This is a genomic window from Pseudomonas sp. DD1, from assembly GCF_044510355.1.
Classification (GTDB): domain Bacteria; phylum Pseudomonadota; class Gammaproteobacteria; order Pseudomonadales; family Pseudomonadaceae; genus Aquipseudomonas; species Aquipseudomonas shahriarae.
In genome coordinates this window covers 153,596-169,527 of record NZ_MSAJ01000033.1, presented here as the reverse complement: position 1 = coordinate 169,527, position 15,932 = coordinate 153,596, and the positions used below count along the sequence as shown (strand labels likewise).

Genomic DNA, 15,932 nt, shown 5'->3' with positions numbered 1-15,932 from the left:
AAATCCTACAGGGGACTACAATCCCCTCCCCGCCCCATGGCTGATTCACCCCGCATGTCGACCTGCTCTGTACATCCCCTGCCCTATCGGGCAAACCCCGCCGAGTATTTTGCGGCGATCCGCCATGCACCCGGCGCCGTGCTGCTGGACAGCGGCCGACCGGCAGCCGAGCGTGGTCGCTATGACTTGCTCAGCGCCTGGCCGGAAGCAACCCTGGCGGTATGGCCGGACGAAAGCGGTAGCGATTTCTTACAACGGCTGCGGGAAAATCTGACGATGCTGGGTGAGGCTAGCCTGCCCGCGCCCTATGAACTGCCGTTCGCCGGCGGCTTGATCGGCTACCTGAGCTACGATTTTGGCCGCCACCTGGAGCAACTGCCGCATCAGGCTATCGACGATATCGGCCTGCCCGATGCCCGTTTTGGCCTGTACGCCTGGGCACTGGTCAGCGACCATCAGGCGCGCACCAGCCAATTGGTGTTCCACCCCAAACTTCCGGAAAGCGAACGCCAGCGCCTGCTGGCCCTGTTCAGCCAACCGGCCGCCGACACCCCGGCCAGCTTCAAGCTGCATACCCGGATGACCCCAGACCTGAGCGCCGCAGCCTACGAACAGGCCCTGGCGCGGATCCAGGATTACATCCAGGCCGGCGACTGCTACCAGGTCAACTTCGCCCAACGCTTTCGCGCGGCCTGCAACGGCGATCCATGGGTCGCCTACTGCGCCTTGCGCGCCGCCTGCCCGACGCCGTTCTCGGGCTTTCAGAGCCTGCCGGATGATGGCGCGGTAGTCAGCCTGTCACCGGAGCGTTTCGTGCGGGTCAACCAGCGCCAGGTGGAAACCCGTCCGATCAAGGGCACCCGCCCCCGCGGGCTGACTCCGCAAGAGGATGCGGCCAACGCCGCCGAACTCCTGGCCAGCCCCAAGGATCGTGCAGAGAACCTGATGATCGTCGATCTGCTGCGCAATGACCTGGGCCGCACCTGCCGCACCGGCTCGGTCAAGGTCCCGGAGCTGTTCAGCCTGGAAAGCTACCCCAACGTGCATCACCTGGTCAGCAGTGTCACCGGCGAACTGGCCGACGACAAAGACGCCCTGGACCTGATCGCCGGCAGCTTCCCCGGCGGCTCGATCACCGGCGCCCCGAAGATCCGTGCGATGCAGATCATCGACGAACTGGAACCGACCCGGCGCGGCTTGTACTGCGGTTCATTGTTGTACATGGACGTGCGTGGCGAGATGGACAGCTCCATCGCCATTCGCAGCCTGCTGGTCAAGGATGGCCAGGTCTGTTGCTGGGGCGGCGGCGGGATCGTCGCCGATTCCGAGTGGCAGGCGGAGTACCAGGAGTCGATGACCAAGGTGCGGGTGTTGCTGGAAACACTGGAAGGGCTGTAAGCCAACCTCCCAGGGAAAGAGCCTGAATCAGAACCACCGTGGACAGTATCAGGGCGCAGGGATAGCGTCTGACTCTGGCATTCCACCTGGCCGTCTGTGAGGGATCACATGGGTCGACTGCTTATTGCTTCTGTCGCTTTATCGTTTGCACCGTTAAAACAAAGCCCTTTTCCTACACATCGCGCTCCCTGTGAAGAGTTACAAATCCAGGAAGCGACACCTAATTTCTCCCAAATTGGAAGGCTTGATTTATGCGACTAATCGCAAGAGCCGCCTTAAGGGAGTTCTGGGAATCATCCGGCTTACACCGACTCCCAAACACCCCTGGTTGAAGGGTATCGCCTTAGGGAGAAGTCCACCTTTTACACGCCGCAAGACCTGAAGGCGGAGCTTCGCACCGCGAGTATCCTCAAAGGTGCAAGGGTGGTGTTCAACATCGGTGGCAATAAATATCGAGTGATCATGGCGATCGACTACCCGCGGCAACTGGGTTTCATACGATTTGTAGGCACCCACGCCCAGTACGACCAGATCAACGCGGAGACTGTGTGATGAACATCAAACCTATTCGTACCCCCGAAGACCTGGCCGCTGCGCTGGCGCGCGTGGACCAACTGGGCCTGACGGCCCGTGACCTGGAACCCTTTATCGGCTCCAGCGGACGCGTGTCGGAAGTGCTGAACCACAAACGCAAATTGAGCCTGGCCATGATCAAGCGCCTGCACGAGGGTTTGCGCATTCCTTATGAGCAGTTGCTTGCGGGAGTTTGATCTTTGGCGTTTTCGAGGGCCTCATCGCAAACAAGCCCGCTCCCTCATTCGACCGTGCTCCCAAAGGATAAACGCGGCCGAATGTGGGAGCGGGCTTGCTCGCGATGAGGCAACCAGCCTCGCTCAATAACTTACAGGCTCAACGAACGGTTCGACGCCTTGATGAACTCTTTCTTCAAGTCCTCAAAAGTATGCACCGCCGGGAATTGCGGGAACTCGCGAATCACATTTTCCGGTGCATGGAACAGAATCCCACGATCCGCCTCACCCAACATGGTGGTGTCGTTGTAGGAATCGCCTGCAGCGATTACCCGGTAGTACAGGGTCTTGAAGGCCAGCACCGACTGACGCTTAGGATCTTTCTGGCGCAGTTGATAGCTCACCACCCGGTCATTTTCATCGGTGATCAAGCGGTGGCAAAGCAGGGTCGGGAAGCCCAGTTGACGCATCAACGGCTGGGAAAATTCATAGAAGGTGTCCGACAGGATCACCACCTGGAAGCGCTCGCGCAGCCAGTCGACGAACTCGATCGCACCTTCCAGCGGTTTGAGGGTGGCAATCACTTCCTGAATGTCCGACAGCTTCAAGCCGTGCTCGTCGAGAATGCGCAGGCGTTGCTTCATCAGGACGTCGTAGTCGGGAATGTCCCGGGTGGTGGCCCGCAAGGATTCAATACCGGTTTTTTCAGCGAAGGCGATCCAGATTTCCGGAACCAGCACCCCTTCCAGGTCGAGACAGGCAATTTCCACAAGACACTCCCATTTGGATTTTTTTTCAGTTGAGCGAGCAAAAGGACTGCCGAACTCTAGCGATTCGCGCTGGCCACCGCAACGCAGAGCGGATTTTGTTAACATCCCACTCCTATAGAGCGCTCAGCGCCACTGACCTGTAGGAACCGTCCTGATGAACCAAGCCTTCGACGTCGCTGAACTCGCCGCGACCTATGCCAACAAGTCCGCCCAGGACATCCTCAAGCTGGCGTTCAGCCAGTTCGGCGATGACCTGTGGATTTCCTTCAGCGGTGCCGAGGATGTGGTGCTGGTGGATATGGCCTGGAAGCTGAACAAAAACGTCAAGGTCTTCAGCCTCGACACCGGCCGCCTGCACCCGGAGACCTACCGGTTTATCGAGCAGGTGCGGGACTTCTACAAGATCGATATCGAATTGATCTCGCCGGACCAGAGCAAGCTGGAACCCTTCGTCAAGGAAAAGGGCCTGTTCAGCTTCTACAAGGACGGCCATGGCGAATGCTGCGGCGTGCGCAAGATCGAACCGCTGCGCCGCAAACTCTCCGGCGTACGTGCCTGGGCCACCGGCCAGCGCCGCGACCAGAGCCCCGGCACCCGTAGCCAGGTGGCGGCCCTGGAAGTCGATAGCGCCTTCTCCACCCCCGAGCGCACCCTCTACAAGTTCAACCCGCTGGCGCAAATGACCAGTGAAGAGATCTGGGGTTATATCCGCATGCTCGAGTTGCCGTACAACAGCCTGCATGAGCGCGGTTTTATCAGCATCGGCTGCGAACCCTGCACCCGTCCGGTATTGCCGAACCAGCACGAGCGTGAAGGCCGCTGGTGGTGGGAAGAAGCAACCCAGAAGGAATGTGGGCTGCACGCGGGAAATATCATCAGCAAGGCCTGAAGCCTGACCTGCGAAAAATCTCGCAACAAGCGCGTGTGGGAGCTGGCTGGCTTGCAATGGCATCACCTCGGTGTAATTGAATACCGGGCGCCATTGCAGGCCAGCCAGCTCCCACATTTGTTTCCAGCGACCATTAAACCTGTACACACAAACGTAACCAACAGTGCCATTTTTGTGTGCACTTTAATCATTACGCACCGAAACGTTACACCCCATTTCTGCTAACTTCCTACATTCTTGATTCCCATATCCCCGCCAAAAAATAAATTCCTGTTCAATCGGTCAATTTATATTTCTTCAAATTCAGCCGGTTACTCAATCGACCTATAAAAACGAAATTAGTGACAGTTTTGTTAGATATAAACCTGGCACACAAGTGGCTTATGGAGTTGGAGTTTTTGTATACAACTTAAACAACAACCCACATACACTTCGTGTCCGCACGCTAGCCGCGCCTAACCCTCGCGCTCGCTGCAGATGCCAGGAGCCTGCCGGCATGCCTACAAGTCTCTCAAATAACCTTGCACTGGATCTGCCCTCCTCCACAGCCAACCCCACGGCGGCAAACTCCGGCCCGCTGGTGCTGAGCCCACGCCTGCACAACAAGGACCTGGCGCCCACCAAAGTCGAAGGTCGACGCTGGGGTGGCTACAGCATCTTCGCCCTGTGGACCAACGATGTGCACAACATCGCCAACTACTCCTTTGCCATCGGCTTGTACGCCCTGGGCCTCGGTGCCTGGCAGATTCTGTTGTCGCTAGGGATTGGCGCGGCGTTGGTGTATTTCTTTATGAACCTGTCCGGCTACATGGGCCAGAAAACCGGTGTGCCGTTTCCGGTGATCAGCCGGATAAGTTTCGGTATACATGGCGCGCAAATTCCTGCGTTGATCCGCGCCGTGATTGCCATCGCCTGGTTCGGGATTCAAACCTACCTCGCATCCGTCGTCTTTCGCGTACTGCTGGTGGCGATTAATCCAGGATTTGCCGACTACGACCACAACACGATCCTCGGCCTGTCCACCTTGGGCTGGGCGTGTTTTGTGATGATCTGGTTTGTGCAACTGGTGATTCTGGCCTACGGCATGGAAATGGTCCGACGCTACGAAGGCTTTGCCGGCCCCGTTATCCTGCTGACCGTCGCGGCGCTGGCCGGCTGGATGTACTTCCAGGCCGACGGCCAAATCGCCTGGTCGATCCGCGAGCCCCTGAGCGGTGGCGAGATGTGGCGCAATATCTTTGCCGGCGGCGCCTTGTGGCTGGCGATCTACGGCACCCTGATCCTCAATTTCTGCGACTTCGCCCGCTCATCGCCTTGCCGCAAGACCATCAAGGTCGGCAACTTCTGGGGCCTGCCGGTGAACATCCTGGTGTTCGCAATCATCACCGTGCTGCTGTGCGGCGGGCAGTTCCAACTCAATGGCCAGGTAATCGAAAGCCCCACGCAGATCATCGCGGCCATTCCCAATACCTTGTTCCTGGTGCTGGGTTGCCTGGCATTCCTGATCGTCACCGTGGCAGTGAACATCATGGCCAACTTCGTTGCCCCGGCCTTTGTGCTGAGCAACCTGGCCCCCAAGTACCTGAACTTCCGGCGCGCCGGGCTGATCAGCGCGTTCCTCGCGGTGCTCATCCTGCCGTGGAACCTCTACAACAGCCCGCTGGTGATTGTGTATTTCCTCTCCGGCCTGGGCGCGCTGCTGGGCCCACTGTATGGCGTGATCATGGTGGACTACTGGCTGATCCGTAAGGGCCGGATCGACGTGCCGCAGTTGTATAGCGAAGACCCCAACGGCGCTTACTACTACAGCCACGGGGTGAACCTGCGGGCGGTGGCGGCGTTTGTCCCGGCTGCGGTGATTGCCATTGTCCTGGCGCTGTTGCCGGGGTTTGCCAGCGTCTCGCCGTTCTCCTGGCTGTTTGGCGCTGGCATTGCCGGGGTGCTGTATCTGCTGATCGCCAAGCGTCAGCCGTTTTATGCCGATATCAGCGGCGAGAGCATCGCTGTCGACAACGTCAGTCATTGATCAGGAGGTCATCCCATGCGCATTCTCGTCATCAACGTCAACACCACCGAATCCATTACCCAAGCCATTGCCCAACAGGCTCGCAGCGTGGCGGCAGCGGGCACCGAAATTGTCGGGCTGACGCCGTTTTTTGGTGCCGAATCAGTGGAAGGCAATTTCGAAAGTTATCTGGCGGCCATTGCGGTGATGGACCGAGTAATGGCCTACGATCAGCCGTTCGATGCGGTGATCCAGGCAGGTTATGGCGAACATGGCCGCGAAGGCCTGCAGGAGTTGCTGGACGTGCCAGTGGTGGATATCACCGATGCTGCCGCCAGCACCGCGATGTTCCTCGGCCATGCTTACTCAGTGGTCACCACCCTCGATCGCACGGTGCCGCTGATCGAAGACCGGCTCAAGCTCTCCGGGCTGTATGAACGCTGTGCCTCCGTACGGGCCAGCGGCATGGCGGTACTGGAGTTGGAGGAGCACCCGCTGCGGGCCATGGAAGCGATTGTGCGCCAAGCCGAACTGGCCATCAGCGAAGACAAGGCTGAAGTGATCTGCCTGGGTTGCGGCGGCATGGCCGGGCTGGATGAACAGATCCGCCAACGCACCGGCGTGCCGGTGGTGGATGGCGTGACTGCAGCGGTAACCCTGGCCGAATCCTTGGTGAGGCTGGGGTTGTCGACGTCGAAGGTGCGCACCTATGGGACACCCCGGCCAAAGAACATCATCGGTTGGCCGGGCAGGTTCGCACGCTGAATCGCCGATCTCGATCAGTTCAAGACGTCATTGAGCACTTCATAAATGATCCCGGTGGCAATCGTCACCAGGATCAGGTCGGTGCCAGCCTGTTGCCATTCGTAGCCGTCGTAATGGGGCAGCCGCCCCAACAGGCGCCCATCGAGTTTCTTGGCGATTCCAGGTGGCAGGGGTTTGCCACGGGCCAGGTTTTTCTGGATGCCCGGCGGCAGGGACGAACCACCGCGCCAGTAGTCGCGGTTGTCACCAAGGATTACCCGCACACCCCCGATATCAATTTGCGGGCCGCTGTAATGGGCGCTTGCACCCTTCTTGCCACCACCCTGGCCCTGATTACCCTGGCCGCCCCCCTTATTGCCATGGGCACTGCCTTTGTCCTTGCCGTTGCCGTTGCCGTTGCCGGGATCGGCCAGCAGCGCCGGGGAGCCTGCAATCAACGCCAGGCTGGTAAATACGAGTAAAGCGCGTGATATGGACATGATCGGTCTCGACAGTCGCAAGCCCCATTGGCCCGTATCAGCTTAGAACACTGGCGGGCAGCAAGTTCAGCAGTGAGTGCTATACCGCGCTGAACCGCTGCGCCAGGCGCTGCTCGGCAAACTGCTCGAGGATGAAATCGACAAATACCCGGGTCTTGCCCGGCAGCAACTTGTGTTCGGCGTAATACAGAGAGATGTTGCCATCATCGACGTACCAGTCCGGCAGCACCCGCACCACCGCGCCACTGTCGAGGAACGGCACGGCCATCGGCATGCTGACCAGGGCAATACCCAAACCTTGAGTGCAGGCGCAGCACGCGGCTTCGGAGTCGCCCATGGTCATGCGCGGCTTGAGCATCAACGGCCGCTGTTCGCGGGCGCGGTTGGTCAGTTGCCAGGTGCGCACGCGGCCGGTTTGCGGCGAGCGGATCAGGATCCCATTGCACAACCCCAAATCTTCGGGGACGCGTACGGGCAGGCGCTTGGCCAGGTAATCGGGCGAGGCCACCAGAATCCGGTGGGCCGGGGTCAACTTGCGGGCGACCACACCCTGGGGCAGCTCGAACCCGCCGCCAATGGCCGCGTCAAAGCCCTGGCCGATCAGGTCGACCTGGCGATTATCAAAATGCCAATCCGGACTGATATCGGGAAAGCGCCGCAGAAACTCCGCCAGCAACGGCACCACATAACGGTTGCCGAACACCGTGCCCATACTCACCTTGAGCGTGCCCACCGGCCGGCCTTCGGCGCTGGCCAGGTTGGCCACGGCATTCTGGATGGTGGTGAGGCTGGCGCTGACCTGCTCCAGAAACAGCTTGCCGGCTTCGGTCAATGTGAGGCGCCGGGTGCTGCGCTGGAACAGCCGCACCCCCAGGCGCGCTTCAAGCTTGGCCACGCTTTTGCCGACGGCGGCCGGCGTCAGGCTCAGGTGCCGGGCCGCTTCGGCAAAGCTGCCGCCTTCGGCACTGCGCACGAAGCATTCGATACTGCCGAAGCTTTCCATATCGCATCACTCTAAACTTTTGGTTTACACAGACTATAGCAATCACGGTCTACCGAGGGTTGCCCGCGAGGGCGATACTCGGCGCCAACAACAAGGCACCTGCGCCTTGCATCATTGGGAGATCGACATGACCACGCAAAACCTCAGCGGCAAAGTTGCCTTGATCCAGGGCGGTTCCCGCGGCATCGGCGCCGCCATCGTCAAGCGCCTGGCCGCGCAAGGTGCAGCCGTTGCCTTTACTTACGTCAGCTCTGCGGCCAAGGCCGAGGCCCTGCAGAACAGCGTGATCAACGACGGCGGCAAGGCCCTGGCGATTCACGCCGACAGCGCCGATGCCGTGGCCATTCGCAATGCGGTCAATGCCACTGTCGACGCGTTCGGGCGCCTGGATATCCTGGTGAACAACGCCGGGGTGCTGGCGGTCGGCCCGCTGGAGGATTTCAAACTGGAAGACTTTGACCAGACACTGGCCATCAACGTGCGCAGTGTGTTTATTGCCACCCAGGAAGCTGCCCGGCACATGGGCGAAGGGGGTCGCATCATCAATATCGGCAGCACCAACGCCGAGCGCATGCCTTTCGCCGGTGGCGGCCCCTATGCAATGAGCAAAGCCGCGCTGGTGGGTTTGACCAAAGGCCTGGCGCGCGACCTGGGGCCACGGGGGATTACCATCAACAACGTACAACCGGGCCCGGTGGACACCGATATGAACCCGGCCGACAGTGAATTTGCCGAGAGCCTGATTGGCTTTATGGCGGTGGGTCGTTATGGGCGCGTCGAGGAAGTGGCCAGCTTTGTCGCCTATCTGGTAGGGCCGGAAGCCGGTTACATCACCGGCGCCAGCCTGACCATTGATGGTGGTTTCAGCGCCTGAGCACCCTATAAGAGCCGGCTTGCCGGCTCTTGCAACGCTCAGCGCATCGGCGGCAGGCCATACGCAGCCAGATCGAACTCCGCGAGCTTGCGGATGATCTGGTCAGCGTGAGCGTACTTGCTGTCGGCCATGGCTTCGTCGGGCACCGCGATGGCAGTCATGTTCGCGGCCTTGGCAGCGGTCACGCCAAACGGTGAGTCTTCAAACACCAGGCAATCCTCGGGCGCAACGCCCAGGCGGCGGGCAGCGGTAAGGAAGATGTCCGGCGCAGGCTTGGCTGCGCCGACTTCCGGGTCGTCGGCGGTGACAATCGTACCGAACAAGCCAAACCATTCGCGGTGCAACGTGGTCTTGTGCCCAAACGAATTGCGCGACGAACTGGTGCCCACGGCTATCGGGATATTGTGCGCACTTAAATGCCGCACCAACGCCTCGGCGCCCGGCATGCCCAGCGCTTTGGGAAAACGCTCGCTCATCAACGGCTCACGGATGCGCAGGAACTCCTCAGGCGTGATCGGCAAGTCCAGTGCCTTGACCACGTACTCGGCCAGGTCCTGGGCGCCACGGCCGATGATGTGCTGCTTGATGCTCCAGTCGTAGGTACGGCCATAGCGCTCGGCGATGATCTGCGTGACTTCGGTGTAGATACCCTCGGTATCCAGCAACAACCCGTCCATATCGAAAATCACGGCCTTGATCGGGCCAACAGCAGTACGCGGTGCGTTCATCACAACAGATCCGTGGCAGATGACTAAAAGGATTCAGCACAATAACGGGGCCTCGGGCCTACAAGCAACCGCAACCGCCCGCCTCTGGTTTCAAGCGGCTCTATCCAGCACACTTGGCAGCCTCACCTGACGCGACCCCTTCTATGCTCTTGCGACTCGCTGCCGACTCCCTGGTGTTGTTTCACCTTGGCTTCATCCTGTTCGTGTTGTTCGGCGGCCTGCTTGCCCTCAAGTGGCGACCGGTCATGTGGCTGCACCTGCCCGCTGCGACCTGGGGCGTTGCCGTAGAAGTCTTCCACCTGCCCTGCCCCCTGACCCGCTGGGAAAACCTGCTGCGCCACCTCGCCGGGCAAGAGGGTTATGGCGCAGGATTTATCGAGCACTACATCATTGCCCTGATCTACCCCGCGGGGCTGACGCCACAGATCCAACTGGGCCTGGGCGCCCTGGTCTTGCTGATTAATATTGCGGTGTACGCACGCCTGATCAGGCGAGGGCCACGGGCGGGGAACTGAACGTGTTGGCCTAGCCTTTTGGCTGCGCCAGAAACTCAACAATCAATGAAGTGACCTGCTGCTGAATCACCTCACGCGGGCGGGCACCTTCGCCATCGCGGCAGATCATGCCGTCGCCTGGTGAGCTTTTTTCAATCAACGCCTCTCCACCCGGCTTGCACACGGCCATAAAGCTGAAGTGAGTGGCGTCGCTGATTTCGACATAGCGCGTCGCTGCCGCTGGCAGGCGCTTGGCCAAGTCAGCGGATTCCAACTCGGCGGGAAGCTCCGTTGAGGGCACGCCCGCAGCAATCACCAACGTCGGCACCGGCAACGCCGCCAGGCTTTGATCGGTAAAGCCACGGGACAGACCCAGGTCCAGTGAAACAATTGCAGTGACCCGCTTGTCACTCAAATCCGCTGCCAACGGCGCCTGCACTGGGTTCATCTGCTGGTAGACCGCGCAAGGGGCCAACTGCAGGTGAACCTTGCAGTCCTGGGCAAAACGCTCGGGGTCGAAACGGGCACCGGCAACTTCCAGCGCCGTCCAACCGCCCAGCGAATGACCCACCACCGCAATTCGATCGGGCTGTACCTTGCCAAATTGCTTTGGCTGCGCCAGCACCGCGTCGATAGCGCGACGAATATCCACCGGCCGCTGCCATAACTGCGCGGCGGCTTGAGCACTGCGGTCCTTACTGGTAGTGCCAGGATGATTGACCGCCGCCACGATAAACCCCCGCTGGGCCATCGCACTGGCCAACCACACCTGGTTGCCCCAACTGCCGCCGAAACCATGGGAAAGCACCACCAACGGGTACTCCCCCACCGCCGCAGGCGCATCACGCACAGCCAGGGCACTGAAAAACACCGGGTTGTCGTCGATCACTTTTGGCGTGGCAGTAGTGGAGCTGGGGTACCAGACCACCACCTCCAGCGGGCGTTCTTTGTTTGGGTCTGCCAGGGTCGAGGTTTGGAAGCCGACAGGGTTGTTAGTGGCAAGGGCCGTGGTGGTGGCGCAGGTGAGGAGCAGAGCGACTAGGGCTGCTTTCAATGGGATCTTCCTTGAGGGGAGCGAGTACACGCAGGGGTTCTGCGTGTTTCCACATTATTCCCATATTGCTGTTTTCCATGCAGCAGAAATCACAAACCCCCGTTTTTCTCTAGGAAAACTGGGGGTTGTGGCTTCAGAATGTGGCGGTGAAGAAGAGATTCGAAACTACCCGTTCGTCGTCTTCGCCCACAACTGCACATCCACGGTAAAGCGGGGCCGGAAGTCGTCGCAGATCCCGGCCCCGGCAGGCGCATCAGCGACACCAATATCTTTGGCGAGGGGACTGATATACCAGTCCTACGGGGCCTGGTTTCCATGCCCACACAAAAAGGCCCCCAGACCTGGCTTAGGTATGGGGGCCTTTTTGACATAAGCGGCGTTACTCATAACGCTTACGCCTTGCGCACCAACTGGCACTGGGTCAGCTTGCCCGGAGGATCATTGCGCGTCAGGGTCAGGCCGTCCAGCGTACCGGCCGCCTCACCGTTGTAATTGAATACGTCGCCTTCGATTGCTCCCGCTTCCCATTCGCCCTCGAAATATATGCCTTGGCGAATCTCCCCTAACTTGATGCTTTCGGGGTCATAGAGGTCATACTGGCTTTGAAGGTCGTATTGCTCACTCATAGGTAACGCTCCTTGTTATGGTGGCTCATTGTAAGCACAGCGGCCGGCGCGGCGAGGGTTCCTTTCTGTTCGTTAAGCGCCTTATTGAAAGGCTTGCCACAGTTGATAGCAGAAAATCCACATTAACAGAGAGCCCGCAGCCAAACCGCTTAGCACTGAAGGGACCAAAAAAAGCCACCATACCCTTTGCGACCGAACTTGGAATAACTGACTTGATGCGATGAACCGCTGGATAAGCTCTGGCCCACTCATGTTTTGTATCATCGCGCTCGTTCGAGACATATGGATGTTGCTCCATATCATCTTGATGACCTCCCAAGCTATAAATAACACCAGAGAAAGCACAGCAAGAAGCCCACAGAGCGCATACAAACGGGGCGGTAGCTTTGGGGAAAGCGTGGACCAAAGCCCAAAAAAACCTGCATATCCTGCTACTAAGATGAGGTTGATATAGGTTCCGGCACTAGCCATCTGCCTTTCGTGCACCTGCATCAGTGCATTAGCGCCCTTATCTCCTTCCAGATGACGCTGAAACTCTTTGAGTTCATCAATAGCTTCCGAATGCGTATTCACCACGGTTTCCACCTGCTCATTCCATCGCTGCTGATTCATCTCGTTCCGCTCCATTAGAGAGTTATTACAGCTGGGGCTCGCGGACACACATGCCGACCGGCGTCGAACCCAATATGCGCCAGATGATTTGGCGTGAAAACCACCCTAAGCTTCGGGCTCTGCACGCTCAGTTTTTCGCACCAATGAAGAGCGCCAGTCCCATGAGGCTATTTTTTGGACGCAAAAAACCACAAACCCCCGACTCTCTCTAGGAAAATCAGGGGTTTGTGTTTACTTAATGTGGCGGTGAAGGAGAGATTCGAACTCTCGATACAGTTTCCTGTATACACACTTTCCAGGCGTGCTCCTTAAGCCACTCGGACACTTCACCGTATCTCGTCAAACTGATTCAGTCTGTCGAGGCGCGCTAATGTAGTCGAAAGCTTTTCCGATGGCAAAGGTTTTTTTCAGAATTTTCATGCGCTTAGACGGTTATCTCGGCTCCCTTCTCTGCGGCGCGGGGTGAAGGGTGGCGATTGTGCCATTTTCAAGGCTTGTCGGCAGGCGTGCGCAGGGGCTGGCGAGCGCTGTCGTAGGCTGCTGCAGGCCCGGTGGTTGGGGAAAGTCTGACTGGCCAGTCAGTCATGGCGCTTTACCGGGGCGGTCATGCTGGGTAACGTCTGCGGCCTGCCCTTCTATTAAACGTATTACAAGGAATCGCGTCATGAGTGAGTTGATTGCCTACCACCTCGAAGACGGTATCGCGACCCTGACCTTGAGCAACGGTAAGGTCAATGCCATTTCCCCTGCCGTGGTCAGTGCGTTTAATGAAGCGCTGGACCAGGCCGAGAAGGATCGTGCGGTGGTGATTATCACCGGTACGCCGGGGATTCTGTCGGGTGGTTATGATTTGAAAGTGATGACGGCTGGCCCTAAAGAGGCGGTCAGCCTGGTGACGTCGGGTTCGACCCTGGCGCGCCGGCTGTTGTCGCACCCGTTCCCGGTGATTGTGGCGTGCCCTGGGCATGCGGTGGCCAAGGGGGCGTTCCTGTTGTTGTCGGCCGATTACCGGATTGGTGTCGAGGGGCCCTTTAGCATTGGCCTGAATGAAGTGATGATCGGCATGACCATGCACCATGCCGGGATTGAACTGGCGCGGGATCGCCTGCGCAAGTCGGCGTTTCATCGTTCGGTGATCAATGCCGAGATGTTCACCCCGCAGGACGCGTTGAGTGCCGGTTTCCTCGATAAGGTGGTGGCACCCGAAGAGCTGCAAGCCGCGGCCCTGGAAGCGGCGCGGCAGTTGAAGAAGATCAATATGAATGCCCACAAGCACACCAAGCTGAAGGTGCGTAAGGCCCTGCTGGAGTTGCTGGATAACGCGATCATCCAGGACCAGGAACATTTGGGCTAATCACCCACATCGGCCTCAATCAAAGCCCGTGGCGAGCGGGCTTGCCCGCGTAGGGCTGCAGAGCAGCCCCTTTAAAGCCACCGCAGTTATCCAGTCAGATCCTACAGGCAAGTTTTGGGCTGCTTCGCAGCCCTACGCGGGCAAGCCCGCTCGCCACAGGGATTCTTCTTACGGCCTAGTGTTAATCGCCTTGCAGCCGCTCTAGATGGCATCTGTCTCCATCTGCTGAAACATGTCCTTAAACATCGCCCATCTCCTACCTCTACTGGGGTAATTGCCGAATACAGTGCACGTCCGTACACTGCGCCACCTTTTGTCCCGATGGGCCGTGTCGATGCTTTATTGTTTACGCATGTTATTGATGGGCCTGCATTTTCTGATCGCCGGTGTGCTCGGGGTATTGCTGGGTGTGTGCCGGCCGTTCAACCCGGATAACAGTCGCCTGTGCGCACGCCTGTATGCCCTGCCCGCCATGTGGATCCTACGCCTGCAGGTCAAGGCACAAGTGGACTCGCTGCGCGACAAGCCGAACAGTTGCGTGATTATTGCCAATCACCAGTCCAACTATGATTTGTTCGTATTCGGCAACGTAGTGCCCTATCGCACCGTATGCATCGGTAAGAAAAGCCTGAAGTGGGTGCCACTGTTCGGCCAACTGTTCTGGCTGGCGGGCAATGTGCTGATTGACCGGGGCAATGCGCAGAAGGCGCGGCGCTCGATGTTGACCACCACCCATACCCTGCAACACGAAGAAACTTCGATCTGGGTGTTTCCGGAAGGCACGCGCAACCTGGGCGAATCGTTGTTGCCGTTCAAGAAGGGCGCGTTCCAGATGGCGATTGCCGCCGGGGTGCCGATTGTGCCGGTGTGCGTCAGTACCTATGTGACCCATATGAAGCTCAATCGCTGGAACAGTGGCGATATTTTGATCCGGTCATTAGCGCCAATTCCTACAGCAGGATTGACGATGGATGACATGCCCGAGTTGATGGAGAAATGCCGGGGGCAGATGGTCGAGTGTATTGAAGCCATGGATCAAGCACTGCAACAACCCTGAAGGCCAGCCGGCTCCTACAAGGTGGCGTTTCAGGCTAAGCTGGCCGGTTACTGCCACTTGTAAAGAAGCGATCAGCATTATGGGTAGAGTTGTTGCGGCGGCCGTCTATAGCGCCGGGAAAAAAATCCAGAATATCACCCTCGATGAAGGCGCCGCCTGGGCGGCCAAGCCCGGTCACTTTGTGTGGATCGGCCTGGAAGAGCCCGACGCCCAGGAGCTGGCCAACCTGCAACGCCAGTTCAACCTGCATGAACTGGCCATCGAAGACGCCCTGGAAAAACACAGCCGCCCCAAGCTGGAAACCTTTGGCGACGCACTGTTTATCGTGACCTACTCGCCGGTGCGCCATGAGGGCAAGCTGGAGTTTATCGAGACCCATATCTTCGCCGGCAAAGGCTATATCATCACCGCGCGCAACGGCCACTCGGCGTCCTACGGCTATGTGCGCCAGCGCTGTGAAGCGCGGCCGCTGTTGCTGGAGCACGGGGAGGATTTCGTACTCTATGCGCTGCTGGATTTTGTCACCGAAAACTACCAGCCGGTGAGCGAGGCGATTCATGCCGAGATCGACGCGCTGGAGCATAACGTGTTGTGCAACTCCCTGAATGAGCGCGATATCCAGAACCTGCATGGCCTGCGCCGCGACGTACTGCGGCTGCGCCGGCATGTGGCGCCGATGGTGGAAATCAGCGAGGAACTGCAGAAGCTGGACTTCCCGTTTATCGACAAGAACATGCGCCCGTACTTCCGCGATGTGGAGATCCACGTCACGCGGCAGATGGAAGACCTTTCGACCCTGCGCGACATCGCCAGCCAGACCATCGAGATCGGCGTACTGCTGGAAGCCTCGCGCCAGAGCGTGGTGCAGCGCAAGTTTGCAGCCTGGGCGGCGATCCTCGCCTTCCCCACGGCGGTGGCCGGGATCTACGGGATGAACTTCCAGAATATGCCGGAGCTGCAATGGCACTACGGCTACTTTGCGGTGCTGGGGTTTATCGCGACGGGGTGCACGGGGTTGTGGGCCAGCTTCAAGCGCTCGGGGTGGCTGTAGCCTGCCCACCCCGACCGCTCACAG

17 protein-coding genes, 1 tRNA gene and 1 pseudogene are annotated in these 15,932 nt (G+C 59.0%); 11 read left to right on the top strand and 8 right to left on the bottom strand.

Going from position 1 to position 15,932, the window contains the following annotated elements:
* Nucleotides 1–54: 54 nt before the first annotated feature.
* The 3 genes and pseudogenes from pabB (at nucleotide 55) to PSFL_RS19950 (ending at nucleotide 2,168) form a co-directional block, all read left to right on the top strand.
* The gene (pabB, locus tag PSFL_RS19960; RefSeq protein WP_397470405.1) at nucleotides 55–1,398 is read left to right on the top strand and encodes an aminodeoxychorismate synthase component I; all 1,344 of its coding nucleotides are present in this window, start codon (nucleotides 55–57) and stop codon (nucleotides 1,396–1,398) included.
* A 251-nt stretch (nucleotides 1,399–1,649) separates the two neighbouring features.
* Nucleotides 1,650–1,950, top strand: a pseudogene (locus PSFL_RS19955) (type II toxin-antitoxin system HigB family toxin).
* Nucleotides 1,950–2,168 carry a type II toxin-antitoxin system HigA family antitoxin gene (locus PSFL_RS19950; RefSeq protein WP_115128727.1) on the top strand — a complete coding sequence of 73 codons (219 nt, stop codon included), beginning with the start codon at nucleotides 1,950–1,952 and terminating at the stop codon, nucleotides 2,166–2,168. Before PSFL_RS19955 ends, PSFL_RS19950 begins: the two are co-directional and overlap by 1 nt.
* A gap of 131 nt (nucleotides 2,169–2,299) precedes the next feature.
* On the opposite strand, the gene thrH is transcribed toward PSFL_RS19950, so the two are convergent.
* Nucleotides 2,300–2,917, bottom strand: a complete 618-nt coding sequence (gene thrH / locus PSFL_RS19945) for a bifunctional phosphoserine phosphatase/homoserine phosphotransferase ThrH (protein ID WP_057439541.1) — start codon at nucleotides 2,915–2,917, stop codon at nucleotides 2,300–2,302.
* Nucleotides 2,918–3,071: 154 nt separating this feature from the next.
* Here thrH and PSFL_RS19940 point away from each other — a divergent pair, with 154 nt between their 5' ends.
* The 3 genes from PSFL_RS19940 (at nucleotide 3,072) to PSFL_RS19930 (ending at nucleotide 6,576) form a co-directional block, all read left to right on the top strand.
* Nucleotides 3,072–3,806, top strand: a complete 735-nt coding sequence (locus tag PSFL_RS19940; RefSeq protein WP_057960355.1) for a phosphoadenylyl-sulfate reductase — start codon at nucleotides 3,072–3,074, stop codon at nucleotides 3,804–3,806.
* Nucleotides 3,807–4,302: 496 nt separating this feature from the next.
* Nucleotides 4,303–5,832 (top strand): NCS1 family nucleobase:cation symporter-1, encoded by a 1,530-nt coding sequence (locus PSFL_RS19935; protein WP_115128728.1) that lies wholly within the window; start codon nucleotides 4,303–4,305, stop codon nucleotides 5,830–5,832.
* A gap of 15 nt (nucleotides 5,833–5,847) precedes the next feature.
* Complete coding sequence (locus PSFL_RS19930) at nucleotides 5,848–6,576, top strand: aspartate/glutamate racemase family protein (RefSeq protein ID WP_397470404.1); 729 nt, start codon at nucleotides 5,848–5,850, stop codon at nucleotides 6,574–6,576.
* A 14-nt stretch (nucleotides 6,577–6,590) separates the two neighbouring features.
* Here the strand turns inward: PSFL_RS19930 and PSFL_RS19925 are convergent, their stop codons facing one another.
* Both PSFL_RS19925 and PSFL_RS19920 read right to left on the bottom strand, forming a co-directional pair.
* Nucleotides 6,591–7,055, bottom strand: coding sequence for an anti-virulence regulator CigR family protein (locus PSFL_RS19925; RefSeq protein WP_120733881.1), 465 nt, complete (start codon nucleotides 7,053–7,055; stop codon nucleotides 6,591–6,593).
* Nucleotides 7,056–7,134: 79 nt separating this feature from the next.
* Entirely contained in the window at nucleotides 7,135–8,058 is a 924-nt protein-coding gene (locus tag PSFL_RS19920) for a LysR family transcriptional regulator (RefSeq protein ID WP_057960359.1), read from the bottom strand.
* Between the two features lie 127 nt (nucleotides 8,059–8,185).
* Between PSFL_RS19920 and PSFL_RS19915 the strand changes: the two genes are divergently transcribed.
* A complete protein-coding gene (locus tag PSFL_RS19915; protein WP_252117079.1) occupies nucleotides 8,186–8,932 on the top strand; it encodes a 3-oxoacyl-ACP reductase family protein in 747 nt (248 codons plus the stop codon).
* Between the two features lie 38 nt (nucleotides 8,933–8,970).
* Here PSFL_RS19915 and PSFL_RS19910 read toward each other — a convergent pair whose 3' ends face one another.
* A complete protein-coding gene (locus PSFL_RS19910) occupies nucleotides 8,971–9,660 on the bottom strand; it encodes an HAD-IA family hydrolase (RefSeq protein WP_169989631.1) in 690 nt (229 codons plus the stop codon).
* 143 nt (nucleotides 9,661–9,803) lie between these two features.
* Between PSFL_RS19910 and PSFL_RS19905 the strand changes: the two genes are divergently transcribed.
* Nucleotides 9,804–10,175 (top strand): DUF2784 domain-containing protein, encoded by a 372-nt coding sequence (locus PSFL_RS19905; protein WP_169989630.1) that lies wholly within the window; start codon nucleotides 9,804–9,806, stop codon nucleotides 10,173–10,175.
* A 10-nt stretch (nucleotides 10,176–10,185) separates the two neighbouring features.
* Here PSFL_RS19905 and PSFL_RS19900 read toward each other — a convergent pair whose 3' ends face one another.
* From PSFL_RS19900 to PSFL_RS19885, 4 genes are all read right to left on the bottom strand, one after another.
* On the bottom strand, nucleotides 10,186–11,208 hold the full coding sequence (locus tag PSFL_RS19900; RefSeq protein ID WP_397470403.1) for an alpha/beta hydrolase family protein: 1,023 nt from the start codon (nucleotides 11,206–11,208) through the stop codon (nucleotides 10,186–10,188).
* 392 nt (nucleotides 11,209–11,600) lie between these two features.
* Entirely contained in the window at nucleotides 11,601–11,834 is a 234-nt protein-coding gene (locus tag PSFL_RS19895; protein ID WP_170044424.1) for a hypothetical protein, read from the bottom strand.
* An 81-nt stretch (nucleotides 11,835–11,915) separates the two neighbouring features.
* Entirely contained in the window at nucleotides 11,916–12,446 is a 531-nt protein-coding gene (locus PSFL_RS19890; RefSeq protein ID WP_170044425.1) for a hypothetical protein, read from the bottom strand.
* A gap of 241 nt (nucleotides 12,447–12,687) precedes the next feature.
* Nucleotides 12,688–12,777 (bottom strand) — tRNA-Ser (locus tag PSFL_RS19885).
* A 333-nt stretch (nucleotides 12,778–13,110) separates the two neighbouring features.
* Here PSFL_RS19885 and PSFL_RS19880 point away from each other — a divergent pair.
* From PSFL_RS19880 to PSFL_RS19870, 3 genes are all read left to right on the top strand, one after another.
* A complete protein-coding gene (locus tag PSFL_RS19880; RefSeq protein ID WP_057960362.1) occupies nucleotides 13,111–13,800 on the top strand; it encodes a crotonase/enoyl-CoA hydratase family protein in 690 nt (229 codons plus the stop codon).
* Nucleotides 13,801–14,134: 334 nt separating this feature from the next.
* Nucleotides 14,135–14,857: a 1-acylglycerol-3-phosphate O-acyltransferase gene (locus PSFL_RS19875; protein ID WP_057439577.1), complete on the top strand. Its 723-nt coding sequence runs from the start codon at nucleotides 14,135–14,137 to the stop codon at nucleotides 14,855–14,857.
* 79 nt (nucleotides 14,858–14,936) lie between these two features.
* Entirely contained in the window at nucleotides 14,937–15,908 is a 972-nt protein-coding gene (locus PSFL_RS19870) for a magnesium and cobalt transport protein CorA (RefSeq protein WP_115128735.1), read from the top strand.
* The last annotated feature ends 24 nt before the right edge of the window (nucleotides 15,909–15,932 follow it).

What these genes read in the sequence shown, in the direction of transcription:
- PSFL_RS19915 (WP_252117079.1), top strand. Translation starts at nt 8,186, where the DNA reads ATGACCACGCAAAACCTCAGCGGCAAAGTTGCCTTGATCCAGGGCGGT.
- PSFL_RS19920 (WP_057960359.1), bottom strand. Translation starts at nt 8,058, where the DNA reads ATGGAAAGCTTCGGCAGTATCGAATGCTTCGTGCGCAGTGCCGAAGGC.
- PSFL_RS19935 (WP_115128728.1), top strand. Translation starts at nt 4,303, where the DNA reads ATGCCTACAAGTCTCTCAAATAACCTTGCACTGGATCTGCCCTCCTCC.
- PSFL_RS19925 (WP_120733881.1), bottom strand. Translation starts at nt 7,055, where the DNA reads ATGTCCATATCACGCGCTTTACTCGTATTTACCAGCCTGGCGTTGATT.
- PSFL_RS19880 (WP_057960362.1), top strand. Translation starts at nt 13,111, where the DNA reads ATGAGTGAGTTGATTGCCTACCACCTCGAAGACGGTATCGCGACCCTG.
- PSFL_RS19905 (WP_169989630.1), top strand. Translation starts at nt 9,804, where the DNA reads ATGCTCTTGCGACTCGCTGCCGACTCCCTGGTGTTGTTTCACCTTGGC.
- PSFL_RS19890 (WP_170044425.1), bottom strand. Translation starts at nt 12,446, where the DNA reads ATGAATCAGCAGCGATGGAATGAGCAGGTGGAAACCGTGGTGAATACG.
- pabB (WP_397470405.1), top strand. Translation starts at nt 55, where the DNA reads ATGTCGACCTGCTCTGTACATCCCCTGCCCTATCGGGCAAACCCCGCC.
- PSFL_RS19950 (WP_115128727.1), top strand. Translation starts at nt 1,950, where the DNA reads ATGAACATCAAACCTATTCGTACCCCCGAAGACCTGGCCGCTGCGCTG.
- PSFL_RS19895 (WP_170044424.1), bottom strand. Translation starts at nt 11,834, where the DNA reads ATGAGTGAGCAATACGACCTTCAAAGCCAGTATGACCTCTATGACCCC.
- PSFL_RS19870 (WP_115128735.1), top strand. Translation starts at nt 14,937, where the DNA reads ATGGGTAGAGTTGTTGCGGCGGCCGTCTATAGCGCCGGGAAAAAAATC.
- PSFL_RS19910 (WP_169989631.1), bottom strand. Translation starts at nt 9,660, where the DNA reads ATGAACGCACCGCGTACTGCTGTTGGCCCGATCAAGGCCGTGATTTTC.
- PSFL_RS19940 (WP_057960355.1), top strand. Translation starts at nt 3,072, where the DNA reads ATGAACCAAGCCTTCGACGTCGCTGAACTCGCCGCGACCTATGCCAAC.
- PSFL_RS19875 (WP_057439577.1), top strand. Translation starts at nt 14,135, where the DNA reads ATGCTTTATTGTTTACGCATGTTATTGATGGGCCTGCATTTTCTGATC.
- PSFL_RS19930 (WP_397470404.1), top strand. Translation starts at nt 5,848, where the DNA reads ATGCGCATTCTCGTCATCAACGTCAACACCACCGAATCCATTACCCAA.